This window comes from Thermanaerovibrio velox DSM 12556, assembly GCF_000237825.1.
Classification (GTDB): domain Bacteria; phylum Synergistota; class Synergistia; order Synergistales; family Synergistaceae; genus Thermanaerovibrio; species Thermanaerovibrio velox.
On sequence record NZ_CM001377.1, the window covers coordinates 1,849,119 to 1,865,537 of the forward strand.

The following is a 16,419-nucleotide window of genomic DNA, read 5'->3' on the forward strand; positions in this document are numbered from 1 at the left end:
CAGCATTGACCTAAACTGATCTTTCTCTGCCCGCTCCGGGCCCGATAGGGCCTAAAACCCGCCGGGGCCCGAAGCCACGGGCCTGCCCTTGGGCATCGCCCCCTGCCGCCTCAAGGTCCCCCAAAGCCAGGCGCCGTGCCGCTTCCCGCTAGCCCCAGCTCCCAAGTCACCAAGTGCGGCCTAACCCCTTAGCTCCAAATTCAGCCCCCTCTAGACCCGCGGGCCCTCCAAAGAGGGTAAGGATCATACCCTCCTGGGGGCCCTAAGGCCCGCCCCCTACCGGCACGAAGGCGGCCCCCTGGGCCCGGCGGGCCCAGGACGAAGCGCTTAAACGGCAAGCGGCAATGTATCGTCCCTCAAGGATCAACTCCCATCTGTAAACACCTAAGGGCGACAAACCCAACTTACGCTCCCTCAACAGTCAACCACCAGCGGAAGCAAGGGGGGGTAGAACCCCCTAAGGGCCTTGGTCTCTGGGGACTGGGGTTAGGTGGTGTTGGAAGATGCGCTTGGGCAAAACGGCAAAAAAAGATCCCCCGGAAGCTACGGGCGGGAAGCGGAAGCGCGGGGGCACCCTGGCACGGGGCACGACGAGGGCCCCGGGGGGCTAAGTCCCCATCTCGCCATCTACCTCCTGCCCTGTTGCCCTATCATGGGGCGTGGCTCTCCCCTAGGGGAGGGAAGGCCAGCGGATCCCACGGCTAGTTACATTTCAATATGTGATATCGTGATATTCATAGGTTGTGAGTATGTCTCGCATCTAGCTAGCGCCTTACTTGCATCAAAACCACGGGGCACCCCAAGGAACCGGTGGGCACAACCCCGCGGGGGTGCTAACCCTAGGGGAAGGCAGAAGGGGGGGAGAAGAAAGGTTCAGCAACCCTTATGGCTTGGATTAACACAACCCATTGTAAGGCGGCGGGTTTTGCGTTTTAATTCACATCACCTAGCCCCAAGGGGATCTGCGGCGATCGCGGCAAGCGCAAGGCGGAAGCAGGCCGCCCAGTCCGCCTGAAGGTCTCGGGGATGTTCCCACCGGGGGCAAGGGGTACTAGGGTTTAGAGGTCCTAGGGGCTTAAAAAACCGGAGGTGGTTCGATGATCAAACGCAGCATAAGAACCAAGCTCATAACCTCGATCCTTGGGGGGGTTATCTTAATCTTAGGAGGCCTCAGCACCGTTACCGCCTTGAGCGTCCGGAAGGCCGCAATGGAGGCGGGGCTGAAGGAAGGGATGTTCCTGGCAAGGGCCGGCGCCAGGGTCGTGGAAAAGGAACTCCAAGGGGCCATGGACGTGGCGTACGAGGTGGCCCAGGTTTTGGGGTCCATGGTGGAGTCCGGGAACCCAAGCAGGGAGGGGGCTCGAAACATGCTGGTGCGCACCCTTAGGGCCCACAAGGAGTTCTTCGGCATGTCCTGCGGGTTCGAGCCCAACGCCTTCGACGGAAGGGATCAGGAGTTCGTGAACAAACCTTGGCACGACGGCACCGGGCGGCTCGTGCCCTACGTGTACAACGACGGGGGGACCATCAAGACCGAGCCCCTGGTGGGCTACGACAAGGAGGGGGAGGGGGACTGGTACCTGGTGCCGGTGAGGACCGGGAAGCTGTTCCTGGCGGAGCCCTACGAATACTCCGCCGGGGGGAAGAAGATCCTCATGACCACCGTGGCCGCCCCCGTGACGGCCCACGGCAAGGTGATAGGGGCGGTCACGGTGGACATATCCCTGGACAGGATCCAGGAGATAATCTCGGGTCTTCGCCTCTTCGACTCCGGCTTCGGGCGCCTCATCTCCTACAACGGGGTGGTGGCATCCCACAAGGACAAGGATCGGATAGGCAAGCCCATGGGGGAACTCAAGGAGCCATCGGGGCAGCAGGTACTGGAGAGCATCCGCCGGGGGGAGGAGTGGCACGAAAGGGCCTGGAGCGAGTCCGCCAAGGCCTACACGTTAAAGGTCAACACCCCGGTCCGGGTGGAGGGGGTTGATACCCCCTGGAGCCTTGGGTCGGTCCTCTTCGAGAAGGAGGTCTACGCCAAGGCGAACCGGCTCACCTGGAGCTTGATCCTTTTCTCCGCATTCGGGGCCCTGGCCCTGGGGGTCGTGGTGTTCCTGGTGGCCACCAGGATATCCGCCCCCATAACCAGGCTTTCGGCCCTGGCGGACCGGGCGGCTTCGGGGGACCTGTCCATGGGGGAGGAAGAGCTGGCAATTAAGACCGGCGACGAGACCGAGGCCTTGTCCAGGTCCATCTACGGGATGGTCAGCTCCCTAAGGCAGGCCTTGGGCACCATAACCCATGCGGTGGCGGACCTCTCCCACAGCGCCGGCTTGGTGTCGAGCTCATCCCAGGAAGCGGCATCCACCATGGATCGGTGTGCATCCCTCATGGCCGAAACATCCAGCAGGATAGACCGGCTGGCGGCGTCCCAGGAGGAGATAACCGCTTCCTCGGAGGAGGTGGCTTCGGGGTCCCAGATGTCCGCCCAGCGGGCCACCGATATGGCCTCATCGGTGGAGGACGCCCGGTCCTCCGGTGAGGACGGGGCCAGGGCGGTGGTCAAGGTGACCGAGACCCTTAGGTCCGTGGCCCAAGAGGCAGATAGGGCCAGCTCCATGGTGAGGACGTTGGGGGAGAGGGCGGGGAAGATACAGTCCTTCGTGGCCCAGATAGGACAGATCGCGGACCAGACGAACCTGTTGGCGTTGAACGCCGCCATAGAGGCCGCCCGGGCGGGAGAGGCGGGCAAGGGATTCGCGGTGGTGGCGGAGGAGGTCCGCAAGCTGGCGGAGGAATCCAACCAGGCGGCAAGGCAGATAGCGGAGCTGGCGGACGGGATAGCCCAGGACATGCTGAAGGTCCAGTCCGCATCGGACGGGAACGCGAAGATGTCCCAGGAGGCCTTTGCCGCCGCGGAGGAAGCGTCCTCCATGATAGAGCGGATAATGGAGAGGCTAAAGGCCATATCCACCGCCACCCAGGACTTGGCGGCGGTGGCGGAGGAGCAGGCCGCCTCCAGCGGGGAGATAGCCCGGGCGGTGCAGGACATAGCCTCCGAGTCCGCAGAGGCCCAGGCCTCCGCCAGGGAGGCGGAAGCCATAGTTAAAGAGGCGGCATCCCACGTGCAGGGCTTGGAGGATAGCGCCCGGGATCTCACCAGTCTGGCGGAACGGCTTAAGGAGCTCACCAGGGGGTTCAACCTGGGCTCCCGCTCAGGGGAACAGGAGCCCCCAAGGGCTCTCAAGGGTTAGGGGATATATACCCTCCAGAGAGGCGGGCACGACCCATGAAATTCACAGTCAGGAACGTGGCCCAGACAATGGAGGACCTGACCGTGCTGTTTGGGGAGGTATGGGATACCAACCACATGGAAGGACTGAGCGATCGATGAGGACCTCCGTGTCTCCGGGTGGGGAGGCATAGCCTCGTACAGCGAGAGGGTGTCCGAGACAGTGGCCCGACTGGTCCAATTGACCAGATAGAAAAGTTGATAGGCACAAGAACAGCGGAGGTCCCGCGTATCCCCGGGACCTCCGCTCGTCATCTCAAGTCACCCTCGGTCCCGCCCTCCGCCGTTCTCCCATCCCCCCAAGAAGGCCCCACGGGTCCCTTGGAGGCGGCAAAAAGCGCGGTCGGGGGACAGGGGTGGTAAAAGGCCCCTAGGATCTGTGGGTGTCCCTGCGCCTTAGGATGGACGGCATGTCCAGGTCGCTCGAGCTGCCCTCGAAGAGGCTGTGAACCTGTAGGTCCTGGCTGGGTCCGCCCGGAGCTGCCTGGGGCTTCTGCCGTGGGGCCTCCTCCCTGGACGGGGCTGGACGGCTGGATGCCCGATGGGCGGCGAGGGTTGAGTCGCCCTGGGCCTCGAAGCCCGCGGCTATCACCACCACCTTCACGGTCCCCTTCAGGTCATCGTCCTGCCTGTATCCCCAGAAGAAGAGGGCGTCCTCTCCCAGGTATCCCTGGAAGGCCTCCGCCGCCTCGTTGAGCTCGTGGATCCCTATGTCCGGCCCGGCGGTTACGTTTATGAGCCCCCCGCTGGCGTCCTTGAGGCACACCTCCATGAGGGGGCTCTCCATGGCCTTGCGTAGGGCCTCCAAGGCCCGGCCCTCCCCCTGGGCGGAACCTATGCCCATGACCGCCCTCCCGGAGCGGCTCATGATCGCCTTAACGTCCGCGAAGTCCACGTTCACAAGGCCGGGGTTAACGATGAGGTCCGTAACCCCCTGGACCGCCTGGCGGAGCACGTCGTTGGCCATGGCAAAGGACTCCTCTATGGTCATCCGGGCGTTGGACAGGTCTATGAGCCGGTCGTTGGGGATCACTATGAGGGAGTCCACCACCGGGGCGAGCTCCTCTATGCCCTTGAGGGCGTTGTTCATCCTCCGGCTCCCCTCGAAGGTGAAGGGCTTCGTCACCACCGCCACGGTGAGTATGCCCATCTCCCTGGCCATGGCGGCCATCACGGGAAGGGCCCCGGTGCCGGTGCCCCCTCCCATGCCGGCGGCGAAGTAGATCATGTCCGCCCCCTCCAGGACCCGCCTTATCTCATCCTTGGACTCCACCGCCGCCTGCCGGCCAAGCTCCGGCCTAGCCCCGGCCCCCAAACCCTTGGTGAGCTGGCGCCCAAGGATTATCTTCACGTCCGAGTCCACCCCCTCAAGGGCCCTCACGTCCGTGTTGGCCGCCACGGAGACCACGCCCTTAAGGCCGCTCTTTATCATGTAGGAAAGGGCGTTCCCGCCGCCCCCCCCAACTCCGACCACCTTTATTACCTCCTTGGGGGACCTGCTCTGCAACCGGTCGCTCCCCTGAGGGCCACCCTGGAGATCCCCCCCGGGGGGCACTATGCCAAACAACGGATACGTCAAAACAACCCCCTCCTCCAACGACCAAGGATGCCCCTTGGGGTGTCAAAGTTAAAGAAATTTTACGGGATCTCATCTACAAAAACGGACTAAAAGAACTATTTCCAAACGATCCCCGAGGATTATACTTTGATTTAAAAGCTTCTCCTTGATGATATACTTCTATGGTGCGTCAAGTCAAGGGAGAACCGCCTATGGCAGCGGACGGGATGGGGGTGTGGAAACTGGGACACGGCGGCAGGGCAGGATCCCCTAAGGGGATCAACGGGGCGGATAGGTCCAGAACGATGGGTACCCCTGGGTGGCCCCTGGCGGGGTTCCTGCTGATCCTGTTCCTTTTGGCCTACCCGGTGGTATTGCCGGTGTTCAAACCCCTGTGTCTTGGGTGGATCTTGGCGTTCTCCCTTAAGGGGGTTCATCGGCGCATCTGCGGATGGATCAACATGCCGGGGCTTACGGCGGGGCTCCTGGTGATCCTGTCGGCCCTGGCGGTCACCGCTCCGGTGGCTTACGGGGCATACCTGTTGGGAGGGGAGATACAAGGGCTGCTTGGAGCCATGGCAGGGATGGGCCCGGTTGATGCAAGCTCCCTTTACGCCGAGCTGCTCCGCCGCATGGGCCCTTTGCTGGGGCTTTTGCCCTGGGGAGGGGACCTAGGGGCCTTGGAGGGGTATCTCAAGGACCTGGCGGTCTTCCTGGTCCAACAGGGGGTTCGACTCTCCGGGGCAATGGTGTCCGGCATCTCGTCCCTGGTCTACGACGGGGGCCTTGGGGCCTTCATGGGCTTCTTCATGCTGAAGGACTGGGACCGGCTTGCCCTCGGGGTGCGAAACCACCTGCCCCTGCCGGGTCACCGGAGGGATCTGTTCCTGCTCAAGTCCTCCCGGGTTATGAGGTCGGTGATCGTGGGTTCGATCCTCACGGGGCTGATCCAGGGGACCCTAGGGTGGATCGGCTGGCACCTCTCTGGGCTTCCCAACGGGGCCGCCGCGGGATTAGGGATGTTCGCCGCCAGCTTCATACCCCTGGTGGGCACCGCCTTGGTGTGGCTCCCGGGAGGGCTGTACCTGCTGCTCACCGGTTCCCCCAAGGCGGGCATATTCCTGCTCCTCTGGGGGGCCACGGGGGTCTCGGGGCTCGACCAGTTCATCCGCCCGGTCCTCATGTCCAGCAACCGGGAGGACGGGACCTCCACCCTGCTGATGATAACCGGGGTCATCGGGGGCCTCAGCGCCTTCGGCCTGCCGGGGCTCTTCCTGGGCCCCGTGGCGCTGCACGCCCTCATGCTGGGGATCCAGATGGGGCTTTCAAACCTTCCCGATGGAGGTTGCAAAAAAGCCAAAACCGATTTAGAATCACCCCATCATGAGGACGATTGAATACCGCAACCCAAGCCGTTCCAATTCAAACGCCTGTTGTTGTCGCCGGGGGACCTCAAAGACCCGGTGACGGTGCCGTGGCGCCCTCCCGGGACATACCGGGCGGACCGCCTTCAGGAACCCATGAGGCTGCTAGGGGAAGGCAAGGGTAAAAACCTAAGATACTAAGAAGATCAAAGGGTCCGCCCAGATGGGCGGGCCCTTTTTGTTTCTTGTTCTTAAGTCTTTGCAGCTTCGCTGCCTTGCGATCTCCCCGGCCGGACCTGCATGTCCGTGGGGCGGGGGGCAGAACAATAGGGAGGTGTTGCAGTTGGGGTGTTCAAGGAGATAGCGGAGGACTTCAAGGCCTTCAGGGATCGGGATCCGTCGGTGCCGAAGGGAATTAAAGGGGCACTGGAGGTGGCGCTGTGCGCCCCGGGCTTTCACGCCCTCCTGGGGCATCGGATCGCCCACCGTCTGCACCGATGGGGGGTGCCGGTGCTGCCGAGGCTCCTCTCGGTGATCTTCCGCTGGTGGACCGGCATAGAGATCCACCCGGGGGCTCGGATTGGCAAGGGAATACTGATAGACCACGGCTCCGGGGTTGTAATAGGGGAGTCCGCGGTGGTGAGGGACCGGTGCGTCATATTCCAGGGGGTTACCTTGGGGGCCACAGGGAACGAGCGCCAGTGGCAGAGGCATCCCATCCTGGAGGAGGAGGTGGTGGTGGGCAGCGGGGCCAAGGTTTTAGGCCCCATAACGGTCGGCAGGGGGGCCAAGATAGGGGCCAACAGCGTGGTCCTATCCAACGTGCCCCCGTTCAGCACCGTGGTGGGCCCCAAGGCCAGGGTTGTCAAGGGTCCCGGGGCGGTGAAGGGGGTCTCCCAGTCCTCATCGGAACGGGGGGAGACGGAGGATCTGATGCGGCGCATCGAGGCCCTGGAGAGGGAGTTAAGGGCCCTGCGGTTGGAGATGAGGCTTCGGGAGGATAGAGATTCCGTCAGGGAGGTGGCGATATGACGAGACTGCAGGACACGGCCCTTGCGGGGCTGGTGGGGAGGACCCCGCTCTTCCCCATAAGGACCCGGGGGGCCACGGTTTACGTGAAGCTGGAGGGCAACAACCCCGGGGGGTCCGTGAAGGACCGGGCGGTGCTGGGGATGCTGATGAGGGCGGAGGCCCTGGGGCTCCTCCGGGAGGGGGCGGTGGTGGTGGAACCCACCAGCGGCAACACCGGCATAGCCCTGGCAATGTTCGGCGCCGCCATGGGCATAAAGGTGATACTGACCATGCCGGATACCATGTCGGAGGAGCGCCGGAAGGTGCTTAAGGCCTACGGCGCCTCGCTGGAGCTCACCCCCGGTTCCGAGGGCATGCAGGGGGCGGTAAGGCGAGCGGAGGAGATCCTAAAGGGGGAGCCCAGGGCCTTCACCCTGGACCAGTTCTCAAACCCGGGCAACCCCTGGGCCCATTCGGTGTCAACCGGTCCGGAGATAATCGAGGCCCTTGGTTACCGCCCCATAGGGGCCTTCGTGGCAGGGGTTGGAACCGGGGGGACCATAAGCGGGGTGGGCAGGATCCTCAAGGCCTCGTGCCCTACCGCCCAGGTGATCGCGGTGGAGCCCGAGGAGTCCCCCCTGATATCCAAGGGCACCGCGGGCAGGCATGGGATCCAGGGGATCGGGGCAAACTTCATCCCCGCCAACCTGGACATGTCCCTGGTGGACCGGGTGGAGACGGTCAACACCGAGGAGGCCAAGGAGACCGCCCGGTGGCTCAGCGCTTCCCACGGGCTCTTCTGCGGCATATCCACCGGGGCCAACGTCCTGGCCGCCATAAGGACCGCGGAGCAGATGCCCCAGGACCAGGCGGTGGCAACCATCCAGTGCGACCGGCAGGACAAGTACCTCAGCGTGCTCTAGCCTCGATCCTGACCTCCGCCCCGTCTCCCCCGGGAGGCGGGGCGCTCCCCGCCATTGCCTGCCCCCCTTCGTGCCCTTCAAGGAGGACGAACCGCCTGTTGACCCCCAGGACCGCAAGGAAGAGGGCCAGCCCTAGGGCTGGGACCCAGCTCCTCCCCGCCCCAAGGCCCTCCCGCCGGTGGAGCCCCTTGAGATCTATCAGGTAGAGGACCGGGGTACCCATCCTAAGCACCTCCCCCACCAAGCCGTTGCCGGCATCCGGCCTTGGCATCACAAGACCGGAAGGCACTTCCAATACGGCGGGGTCATCACCCAGGTTTGCGGCGGAGCCCCCGATGCTCACCACCAGCTTTGGCCCAGCGGATCGGACCAGCTGGAGCTTCCTCTCCAGGATACGGTCCCTCCATATGGGCACCCCTGCGGACCGGGCGGACCGGATAAGGGTCTCCAGACCCTTCGGGGGGATCCCTCCTCCGGTCTCACCCTCGCCCCCCAGGGTGTAGGCCAGGGCGGGCCGCTGGAGCACCCGGGATCTCAAGAGGCATCCCTCCATGACCGGCCAAGGGGCCTCGGGGCGGTTAGCGCCGTAGCTGGACGCCCCAAGGGACACCACGCAGGTGACGTCCAAGCCCGCCTCCTGGGCGGCCAGCAGAACGGACACCAGTAGGGCGGGGAACGAGGAGGACGAGAAGACCAGGACCCTGTCCCCGGGATGAAGCCCCGCTCTTTCAAACCACCGAAGGGCCCTCAGGGCCCAGACCGAACGGGCGGAGAGGGTCTTGGACTCCAAGTCCCCCTGGGTGGTGGTGATCTCGCTCCACTCAACCCCTAGGAACGGAAGGTGTTCGTCGAAGGGCACCCCCCGGCGGGCCATCTCCTCCCCCAGGGCCCTACGGGCCGATTGGACCCGGCAGAGGGTTCTGATCCCAGGGGGGCCCTGGAGGACCGCCAGGGAGTACAGGGCGGACATGACCATGGACAGGGCCAGCAGGATCGGCGGGAACCTCCTCATGGTTGGCATCTCACCCCCACAGGAGAACCGCCGCAAAGGCGGTTGCGGCACCCACGGCGGCGGTCCCGGCCATCACGGGGAGAAGTCCATGGGAGTCCGCCTCCGCAGCCACTATGCCGGGCACCACGAAACCCGCCCAACCGGGGTGGATGAGCGCCTGGGGGGTCAAATGGGGAAACCGAAGGGCCATAGCTGAAACCACCCCTTTAAGGAAGAGGGCGAGGAGCAGCGCCGTTCCCACCTTTTCCCGGCCGTAAAGGCCGAACCGGAGGGCCAGGCACCGAAGGGGCAGGAACACCAGCACCGAGGAGCCCAAAAGCAGCAGCATGGACAGGGGGTTACCCTGCAGGGCCATGAGACCCGGGGACATCAGCCCCCCGCAGGGCCAACCGGTGCGACGGTGATACCACATGGAAAGGGCAACCCCCATGGCCATCACCGACAAATCCTTAACGTCTTGCATCCCCCTCACCTCCGATCAATCCAACCAGCTCAAGGGGCACCCCCACCACGTTGCCGCACCCGAACACCCTGCCCAGGGAACGAACCATGTTCAGCCCGTCCGCAGGGCTGCGGAGGTGCACCCAGCGGCCCGGGACCGGGGGGTTAAGGACCTTCACCCTGGAACCGCCGGTGAACACCGGGTCTTTAAAGCCCATGCGGCGAATCCAATCGCAGAACCATCTAAGCCTCTTGGGCCTGTCCCCTCGGTGGTTGTACCAGACCGCCGTGTCCCCGGGCTCCCATCCCAGGGACTCGAAAAGCCCCTGGGTGCTCTCCACGTCGTTGGCGGTGAAGGCGAAGGCCAGACAGTATCCGTCCCCCTTGAGGACCCGGAAGTCCCAGAGGTCATCGGGGGGGGAGTACGAAAGGAGCAGGTCCACTGGGACCTTCACCCCCAGGGCATCTAGGGCTCCCACCGCCAGGGACAGGTTCCTCCGCCGGTGGAAACCCAAGGGACCCCGCCCGGGGAGATCCTGGAGATCCCGGACCCCAAAAACCTCCCCGGGACGTCGGAGCTTGCCCCTAAGGATCCGGGATGCCTCCGCCAGCTCCGAGGGCACCACAAGGGGCACCCCTTCGGGGACCCCCAGCATGAGCACCTCCAGGGGGTCCATATCAGCCCACTCCTCCTGGTGATCCACCCCCGCGGAGGTGAGGACCACCAGGCTGGGCTTGAGCCATCTAGCCCCCAGACCTTGAAGGTCCGGGCTAACCGCGCTGTTCTCCATGACCGCCCAGGAACCCCGGGGCAGCCGGTCCGCCCACCACCTCATCTCCTCCACCGAAGGGGGACAAAGACGACGGATCTCCCTCGTACCCCCCGATCCTATCTCCCTGGGTACCACCCCGGTCACCCGACCCAGGGCCTTAACCCCAATCAGGCCAAGCAGGTCCGTGATTATCCTCACCACCGAGCTCTTGCCCCTGGTACCGGTGACCAGTACCCTCAAGCTACCACCCCCCTCGGGCTTAACAGGATAGTACGGGATAACCCGCTGTAGCCAGGGGGTTCATATCTTTTCTCTATCCCATATCTCATGCCCTGGGGGGACCAGCTTCAGAATGGGCCATTAAGATCACCAAGCCGGGAGGCCCGTAATTTGGTATAATTTGCAAAATTACAGTTCTCAACTCGGGGCCCAAGGGGGGTGAACCCCGTGACGATCGACAAGAGAAGGCTTTCGCATTTCAAGGCCCGGGCGGCTGCGGCGGTAGCGGTTTACCTCTTAGGGGCCCTGGTCTTCGCCCGCTGGACCTACGTCCAAAACGTGAAGACCCAGATGACCCAGGTGGACAAGCAGATGCTGATCGCCGCCAATGCCCTTAAGCACATGCTCACGGAGGACTTCCACGACCGGGCGGTGGGGCGGGACAGCATATCCCTTGAGGAGGAGATGCTCTACCGGCGGCGTTTCAACCGTTTCGCCCAGGAGGGGGGGTTCATATACGTATACACCCTGGCGGAGAAGGACGGCAAGTTCTACTTCTCCGCCCCCACGGTGACGGAGGAGGAGGCCAAGGAGCGTAAGCGGTGGTACTTCCACCCCTACGAGGACATCCCCAAGGAGTTCATGGAGGCCTTCCGTTCCGGGAAGCCCGCGTTCGTGACCTACCACGACCAGTGGGGTTCCTTCAGGTCCGTGGCGGTGCCGGAGGTGTCCCCGGGGGGAAGGCGGTACCTGGCATGCGTGGACTACGACATCACCGGACTTTTGGCCATGGCCCGGCGGGAGGCCCTGAAGGCCCTGGCGGAGGCCCTCTACTTCTCCCTTCTGTTCCTGCCGGCCCTTTGGGCCATCCTGTCCCTCCTCAAGGGGATGAGGGAGGAGATGGACCACATCGAGAGCATGAAGGAGCGTCTCCGGATGGCGGTGGAGAGCACTGACCTTGCCATATGGGACATAGACCTAAGGAGCGGCAGGTGGACGGTGAACGATCAGTACCGGCGGATCTTCGGTTACGACCTGGACGATATCCCAAACTGGCTTGACACGGTGCATCCGGAGGACCGGGAAAGGGTGTTCCGGACTTGGGAGGACCACTTGAACGGGCTTACGGAGAAGTACGAGTGCGAGTTCAGGAAGAGGTCCGCCTTCAGCGACTACCTCTGGGTGATGGATCACGGGAAGGTCTTCGAGCGGGACGATAAGGGGCGTCCCTTGAGGGCGGTTGGAGCCGTGAAGGACGTGACCCCTAGGAGGTTGGCGGAGCAGATGCTGCGGTCCGCCAAGGAGCAGGCGGAGGCGGAGGCCAAGAGCCGAAGCAGGTTGGTCTCCCGGGTTTCCCACGAGATAAGGACCCCCCTCAACTCCATATTGGGCTATGCGGACCTCCTAAAGGGGAGGGCTCAGGCCCTTGGGCTCTCCCCGGAGGTTATGGAGTGGGTGGACACCATATACCGCAGCGGCTACCATCTTCTGTCGGTGGTGGAGGAGATACTGGACATGAGCGCCGTAGAGGCCGGGAAGCTCAAGGTGAACTCCGAGGCCTTCGACTTGAGGGACCTGCTCTCAGACGTGGAGCGGATGATGAGCCTTGGGGCGTCCAAGAAGGGGTTGGACCTTAGGGTTAGGACCCTTCGGAGCCTGCCGGAGAGGATATCCGCCGACCGGGGGAAGCTGCGCCAGGTGATGATAAACCTCCTGGGCAACGCGGTGAAGTTCACCTCCGAGGGAGAGGTGGTCATGGAGGTATGGATGGAATCCATCCTGGACAAGGGGTACAGCAAGGCCGGCACCCTGTGCGTGCGGGTCAAGGACACCGGCCCCGGGGTGGCCCCGGCTATCCGGGACAGCCTTTTCCAGCCCTTCGAGAAGTACGGTTCCCAGGGGGGGGCGGGTTTGGGGCTCGCCATAAGCTACAGCTTCGCCGCCGCCATGGGTGGTAGCCTCTCACTGGAGGACAGTCCCAAGGGGGCATCGTTCCTCCTGAAGGTGCCGGTTGACATCCTGGACCATTCGTCGATCCCCCAGGAGGTGGACGTAACGGAACCGGAGCTTACCGAGGAGGAGAGGGCAAGGCTAATGGATGCGCTTAAAAGCGGCGACAGGGACGAGATCCAAAGGGCGGTTCAGGGGGTAGGAAACGAAGCCACCAGGAACCTCTTGATGGGTTTTTTCGCCTCCTACGACCACGCGTCCATGATGGAGATAGCGGAGGGCAGCGGCGGTGACTAGCGGGCAGCGGGCCACCATAGCGGTGGTGGACGACACCCCCTCCAACCTGAAGGTGCTGGATCAGATCTTAAGCCCCCTGGGACACCGGATTTTGCTGTTCCCCCGGGCGGACCTGTTCTTGGAGGCGATACGGAAAACCCCGCCGGATCTGGTTATCATGGACATAAACATGCCCGGCATGGACGGGATAGAGGCCTGCCTGGCCATGCGCAAGCTGGAAGGCATGGCGGACGTGCCGGTGATGTTCGTGTCCGCGGTGAACGCCGAGGAGGAAAAGGTCCGGGCCTTTCGAGGCCGGGGGGGTGGACTACATCACAAAACCCTTCAGCGTAAAGGAGCTCCTGGTGCGGGTGGACACCCACCTTTCGATCCTTCGGCTCCGGCGGGAGCTGGAGGAACACAACCGAAAGCTGGAGGAGCGGGTGAGGCGGGAGGTCCGCAGGTCCGAGGAGGCGCAGCTCGCCATGATAAGGGCCCTTGCGAAGCTGGCGGAGCTGCGGGACGACGAAACGGGGATGCATCTGGAGCGGGTCCGGGGGCTCTGCAGGGTTTTAGTGAGCAAGATGGCTAAGGAAGAGCCCTTCCGCGGCATGTTGGACGAGCAGTTCGTCCGTTACTTCCCGGAGGCCAGCGTGCTTCACGACGTAGGCAAGGTGGGGCTTCCGGACAGGGTGCTCTTGAAGCCCGGACGCCTGAGCCCCGATGAGTTTGAGATGATAAAGCAGCACGTGGAGATAGGGTCCGCCACGCTGGAGGATGTGGCGAGGAGCTTTCCCGGCAACCCTTTCCTAGAGCTAGGCATACAGATAACCCGGTACCATCACGAGCGGTGGGACGGAAGGGGTTATCTAAAGGGGCTCAAGGGGGAGGAGATACCGCTTCCAGGGCGTCTCATGGCGGTGGTGGACGTTTACGACGCCCTAAGGTCTAAAAGACCCTACAAGCCCCCGCTGAGCCATCGCGACTCCATGAGGATAATGACCGAGGAATCGGGGGGGCACTTCGACCCCCAGATCTTGGGGGCCTTCGCCCGGATCTCCGCCGAGATCGACCAGGTCTACCAGAAGTTCAGCGGCAAAACCGATCGGGGAGGGGCTTAGCGGGCAAGACATTCGGCCCCCATAGGCCATGCAGCGGGGCGTTCACTTATGAAGGACCGCTGAGCTTGATGCGGCCGTACCCGCCAGGTCCTTGCGGCTAAGCCCAGGGGTACGAGGGGGAGCGCCCGGGTTGCGGCAAGGCGGTAAAACGCCAAAGAGCGAGCCCCGCCGGAGCGTGCCGGCGGGGCGGGTTGTTTACACCGCTATGCTGCGCCTCGAAAGCCCAGGCGGTTTACGGGAGGTGACGGGGAGCCATTAGTTGCCCGCCTCAAGCTTGAGAACCCGGCCTTCCACCGCCCCCTCCTTGGGGAGCACCAGCTTGATCATGCCGTTATCGAAGGAGGCAGAGGCCTTCTCCGGATCCACCTGGAAGGGAAGGGCTATCTCGTAGTTGAGGCGCCTTGAAGTCCTCCTGCAGTAGTAGGTCTTGCCCTCCTCCTTTCGCTCCTCCGCGTCCTCTCCGGAGCTCAAGGCCACCCGGTCCTTGAAGACCTTTATCTCCACCTTGGAAGGATCCACACCGGGGGCCTCCACGGCCAGATGGAGCTTGCCGTCCTCTTCGTACATCTCCACCCCCCTCATGCCGGAGACGCTCCCGAAGAAACCGTCAAAGAGCCGGTCCACGTCATCGAAGAAACCCTCGGGATCCACCAACCTCCTGACCCTCCTGTTGAAACCGTAAGGCGCTATTCCCCACATGGATACACCCCTCCTTCGCTTTCTGATCTATGCTGACCTTCTTTGCAGTTAGGATTCTACAACTAAGGTCACAGATTGTCAACACCATCTGGGCGGGGAAGCAAGGGGGTTGTTATCCCCCGGGGCAGTTGAAATAATAGGGGGATACCTAGCTTTGGAGGGATCGTGTGATGGCCCCAGGGTTAACGGGCAAGATCACAAGGGAGGAGAAGGTGAGCTGGGTTGGCCTTGGGGTCAACGGGCTTTTGGTGATGATCAAGTACGGGGCCGGTTTCCTTGGGCACAGCGCCGCCATGGTGGCGGACGCCACCCATTCCATGTCGGACCTTCTAACCGACGTGCTGGCGGTGGTGGGTTTTCGCATCTCCGCCAAGCCGAGCGACAGCTGCCACGCATACGGTCACGGGAGGGCAGAGACCTTGCTGGAAGGTCTCTGCGGGATAAGCCTTATGGGGGCGGGGCTTTTCATCCTCCACGGGGGCATCGTTGGGATATGGGAAGCCCTCAAGGGGACCGCCTCCGCCCCGGAGGGTTTCGTGGTCCCCGTGGCCCTCTGTTCGGTGGTGGTCAAGGAGTGGCTTTACCGGTACACCGACCGGTGGGCCGCGAGGCTTGGGAGCTTCGCCTTGAGGGCCAAGGCGCTGGACCACCGGTCCGACGCCCTCTCCTCGGTGGGGACCCTGGTGGGCATAGGGGGGGCCTGGTTTTTGGGGGGGCGGTTCGCGGTCTTGGACTCCCTGGCCGCCGCGGCGGTGAGCTTCTTCATAATCAGGGCATCCATACCCATAATGGGTCGCAGCCTTGGGGAGCTCATGGAGGGGGCCCTGCCGGAGGAGGAGCTGAAGCGCATATCCAGGGCCCTGGCGGGGACCCAAGGGGTCATGGGGCACCATCACGTTAGGACCCGGCGGGTGGGGCCCACCTCAGCGGTGGAGGCCCACGTGCTGGTGGACCCGGACATGCCCCTCTGGGCGGCCCACGCCATAGCCACCGAGGCGGAAAGGGCGATAAAGCGGGAGCTTGGGGAGAGGACCCTGGTGACCATCCACGTGGAGCCCTGGGGCGGGGACGTTGACGAGGAGCAGGGTTTAAGCTAGCTTAACCACAGGTAGTTCCTGAGAACTACAAACTTAGATGAAACGGGGGTTGGCTTTGGATAGAGGGTGTTTTAACCCCTTGGGGTGTCCCGTAAAGGGGGTAATATTCGACTACGGGGGCGTTTTAGCGGAGGAGGGTTACGTGAACACCATCTCCGCCCTGGCGACTAGTCTTGGGAAGGACCCGGAGAGGACCTTGAGGGCCGCGGAGGAGGCGGTGTTCGCGAGCGGTTACATGGTAGGCAAGGGCACCGAGGGTGAGTTCTGGGGCCGTTTCCGGGAGCTCACGGGGATCACCTTGGACGACGGGACCCTGCGGGAGATGGTGCTAAAGGGGTTTGTCTTGAGGCCCCACATGGTGGAGGTGGTTAACAAGGTGAGGACCAGGGGCATCAAGACCTTCATCTTGAGCGACCAGACCGACTGGCTGGAGGAGCTGGACCGGCGGGATCGGTTCTTCCAGCTCTTCGACGGGGTGTACAACAGCTACAGGACCGGGTACACCAAGCGTCAGAGGGAGGCCTTTGAGAACCTGCTGAGCAAAGAGGGGCTGGAACCCCGGGAGGCCCTCTTCGTGGACGACCGGGAGGAGAACGTTAAGCTCGCGTCATCGCTGGGGATCCACTCGATCCGTTACGTGACCAAGGATCAGTTCCTGGGGGACTTCCTGGAGTTTTGGATGTAGG

13 protein-coding genes and 1 pseudogene are annotated in these 16,419 nt (G+C 63.4%); 9 read left to right on the forward strand and 5 right to left on the reverse strand.

Annotated features, from left to right (window positions below):
• Positions 1–1,097 precede the first annotated feature (1,097 nt).
• The gene (locus THEVEDRAFT_RS08870; RefSeq protein WP_006584393.1) at positions 1,098–3,251 is read left to right on the forward strand and encodes a methyl-accepting chemotaxis protein; all 2,154 of its coding nucleotides are present in this window, start codon (positions 1,098–1,100) and stop codon (positions 3,249–3,251) included.
• 408 nt (positions 3,252–3,659) lie between these two features.
• Here the strand turns inward: THEVEDRAFT_RS08870 and ftsZ are convergent, their stop codons facing one another.
• A complete protein-coding gene (gene ftsZ / locus THEVEDRAFT_RS08875) occupies positions 3,660–4,868 on the reverse strand; it encodes a cell division protein FtsZ (protein ID WP_006584395.1) in 1,209 nt (402 codons plus the stop codon).
• A 191-nt stretch (positions 4,869–5,059) separates the two neighbouring features.
• Here ftsZ and THEVEDRAFT_RS09250 point away from each other — a divergent pair, with 191 nt between their 5' ends.
• The 3 genes from THEVEDRAFT_RS09250 (at position 5,060) to cysK (ending at position 8,145) form a co-directional block, all read left to right on the forward strand.
• Positions 5,060–6,244 carry an AI-2E family transporter gene (locus tag THEVEDRAFT_RS09250; protein ID WP_006584396.1) on the forward strand — a complete coding sequence of 395 codons (1,185 nt, stop codon included), beginning with the start codon at positions 5,060–5,062 and terminating at the stop codon, positions 6,242–6,244.
• Positions 6,245–6,559: 315 nt separating this feature from the next.
• Positions 6,560–7,243 (forward strand): serine O-acetyltransferase EpsC, encoded by a 684-nt coding sequence (gene epsC / locus THEVEDRAFT_RS08885; RefSeq protein WP_006584397.1) that lies wholly within the window; start codon positions 6,560–6,562, stop codon positions 7,241–7,243.
• On the forward strand, positions 7,240–8,145 hold the full coding sequence (gene cysK / locus THEVEDRAFT_RS08890; protein WP_006584398.1) for a cysteine synthase A: 906 nt from the start codon (positions 7,240–7,242) through the stop codon (positions 8,143–8,145). Before epsC ends, cysK begins: the two co-directional genes overlap by 4 nt.
• Here the strand turns inward: cysK and pgsW are convergent.
• The 3 genes from pgsW to THEVEDRAFT_RS08905 are packed head-to-tail and all read right to left on the reverse strand — an operon-like array spanning position 8,132 to position 10,611.
• Complete coding sequence (gene pgsW, locus THEVEDRAFT_RS08895) at positions 8,132–9,157, reverse strand: poly-gamma-glutamate system protein (protein ID WP_006584399.1); 1,026 nt, start codon at positions 9,155–9,157, stop codon at positions 8,132–8,134. The genes cysK and pgsW overlap by 14 nt on opposite strands.
• Positions 9,158–9,167: 10 nt before the next feature.
• Entirely contained in the window at positions 9,168–9,620 is a 453-nt protein-coding gene (locus THEVEDRAFT_RS08900; protein ID WP_006584400.1) for a poly-gamma-glutamate biosynthesis protein PgsC/CapC, read from the reverse strand.
• Complete coding sequence (locus THEVEDRAFT_RS08905; RefSeq protein ID WP_006584401.1) at positions 9,607–10,611, reverse strand: hypothetical protein; 1,005 nt, start codon at positions 10,609–10,611, stop codon at positions 9,607–9,609. Before THEVEDRAFT_RS08905 ends, THEVEDRAFT_RS08900 begins: the two co-directional genes overlap by 14 nt.
• 207 nt (positions 10,612–10,818) lie before the next feature.
• Between THEVEDRAFT_RS08905 and THEVEDRAFT_RS08910 the strand changes: the two genes are divergently transcribed.
• The 3 genes and pseudogenes from THEVEDRAFT_RS08910 (at position 10,819) to THEVEDRAFT_RS08915 (ending at position 13,937) form a co-directional block, all read left to right on the forward strand.
• Positions 10,819–12,837 (forward strand): PAS domain-containing sensor histidine kinase, encoded by a 2,019-nt coding sequence (locus tag THEVEDRAFT_RS08910; protein ID WP_006584402.1) that lies wholly within the window; start codon positions 10,819–10,821, stop codon positions 12,835–12,837.
• 52 nt (positions 12,838–12,889) lie between these two features.
• A pseudogene (locus THEVEDRAFT_RS10015) lies at positions 12,890–13,069 on the forward strand (response regulator); the annotation flags it as partial.
• 70 nt (positions 13,070–13,139) lie between these two features.
• Complete coding sequence (locus THEVEDRAFT_RS08915; RefSeq protein WP_245522664.1) at positions 13,140–13,937, forward strand: HD-GYP domain-containing protein; 798 nt, start codon at positions 13,140–13,142, stop codon at positions 13,935–13,937.
• A 255-nt stretch (positions 13,938–14,192) separates the two neighbouring features.
• Here THEVEDRAFT_RS08915 and THEVEDRAFT_RS08920 read toward each other — a convergent pair whose 3' ends face one another.
• Complete coding sequence (locus tag THEVEDRAFT_RS08920) at positions 14,193–14,636, reverse strand: Hsp20/alpha crystallin family protein (RefSeq protein ID WP_006584404.1); 444 nt, start codon at positions 14,634–14,636, stop codon at positions 14,193–14,195.
• 170 nt (positions 14,637–14,806) lie between these two features.
• On the opposite strand from THEVEDRAFT_RS08920, the gene THEVEDRAFT_RS08925 reads away from it, so the two are divergent.
• Both THEVEDRAFT_RS08925 and THEVEDRAFT_RS08930 read left to right on the forward strand, forming a co-directional pair.
• On the forward strand, positions 14,807–15,733 hold the full coding sequence (locus tag THEVEDRAFT_RS08925) for a cation diffusion facilitator family transporter (protein WP_006584405.1): 927 nt from the start codon (positions 14,807–14,809) through the stop codon (positions 15,731–15,733).
• Positions 15,734–15,782: 49 nt separating this feature from the next.
• Entirely contained in the window at positions 15,783–16,418 is a 636-nt protein-coding gene (locus tag THEVEDRAFT_RS08930; protein ID WP_245522665.1) for an HAD family hydrolase, read from the forward strand.
• Position 16,419 lies beyond the last annotated feature (1 nt).

Bases quoted from the DNA above. Each gene is read 5' to 3' on its own strand.
- THEVEDRAFT_RS08870 (WP_006584393.1), top strand. From the start codon at position 1,098: ATGATCAAACGCAGCATAAGAACCAAGCTCATAACCTCGATCCTTGGG.
- THEVEDRAFT_RS09250 (WP_006584396.1), top strand. From the start codon at position 5,060: ATGGCAGCGGACGGGATGGGGGTGTGGAAACTGGGACACGGCGGCAGG.
- cysK (WP_006584398.1), top strand. From the start codon at position 7,240: ATGACGAGACTGCAGGACACGGCCCTTGCGGGGCTGGTGGGGAGGACC.
- pgsW (WP_006584399.1), bottom strand. From the start codon at position 9,157: ATGAGGAGGTTCCCGCCGATCCTGCTGGCCCTGTCCATGGTCATGTCC.
- THEVEDRAFT_RS08900 (WP_006584400.1), bottom strand. From the start codon at position 9,620: ATGCAAGACGTTAAGGATTTGTCGGTGATGGCCATGGGGGTTGCCCTT.
- THEVEDRAFT_RS08920 (WP_006584404.1), bottom strand. From the start codon at position 14,636: ATGTGGGGAATAGCGCCTTACGGTTTCAACAGGAGGGTCAGGAGGTTG.
- THEVEDRAFT_RS08925 (WP_006584405.1), top strand. From the start codon at position 14,807: ATGGCCCCAGGGTTAACGGGCAAGATCACAAGGGAGGAGAAGGTGAGC.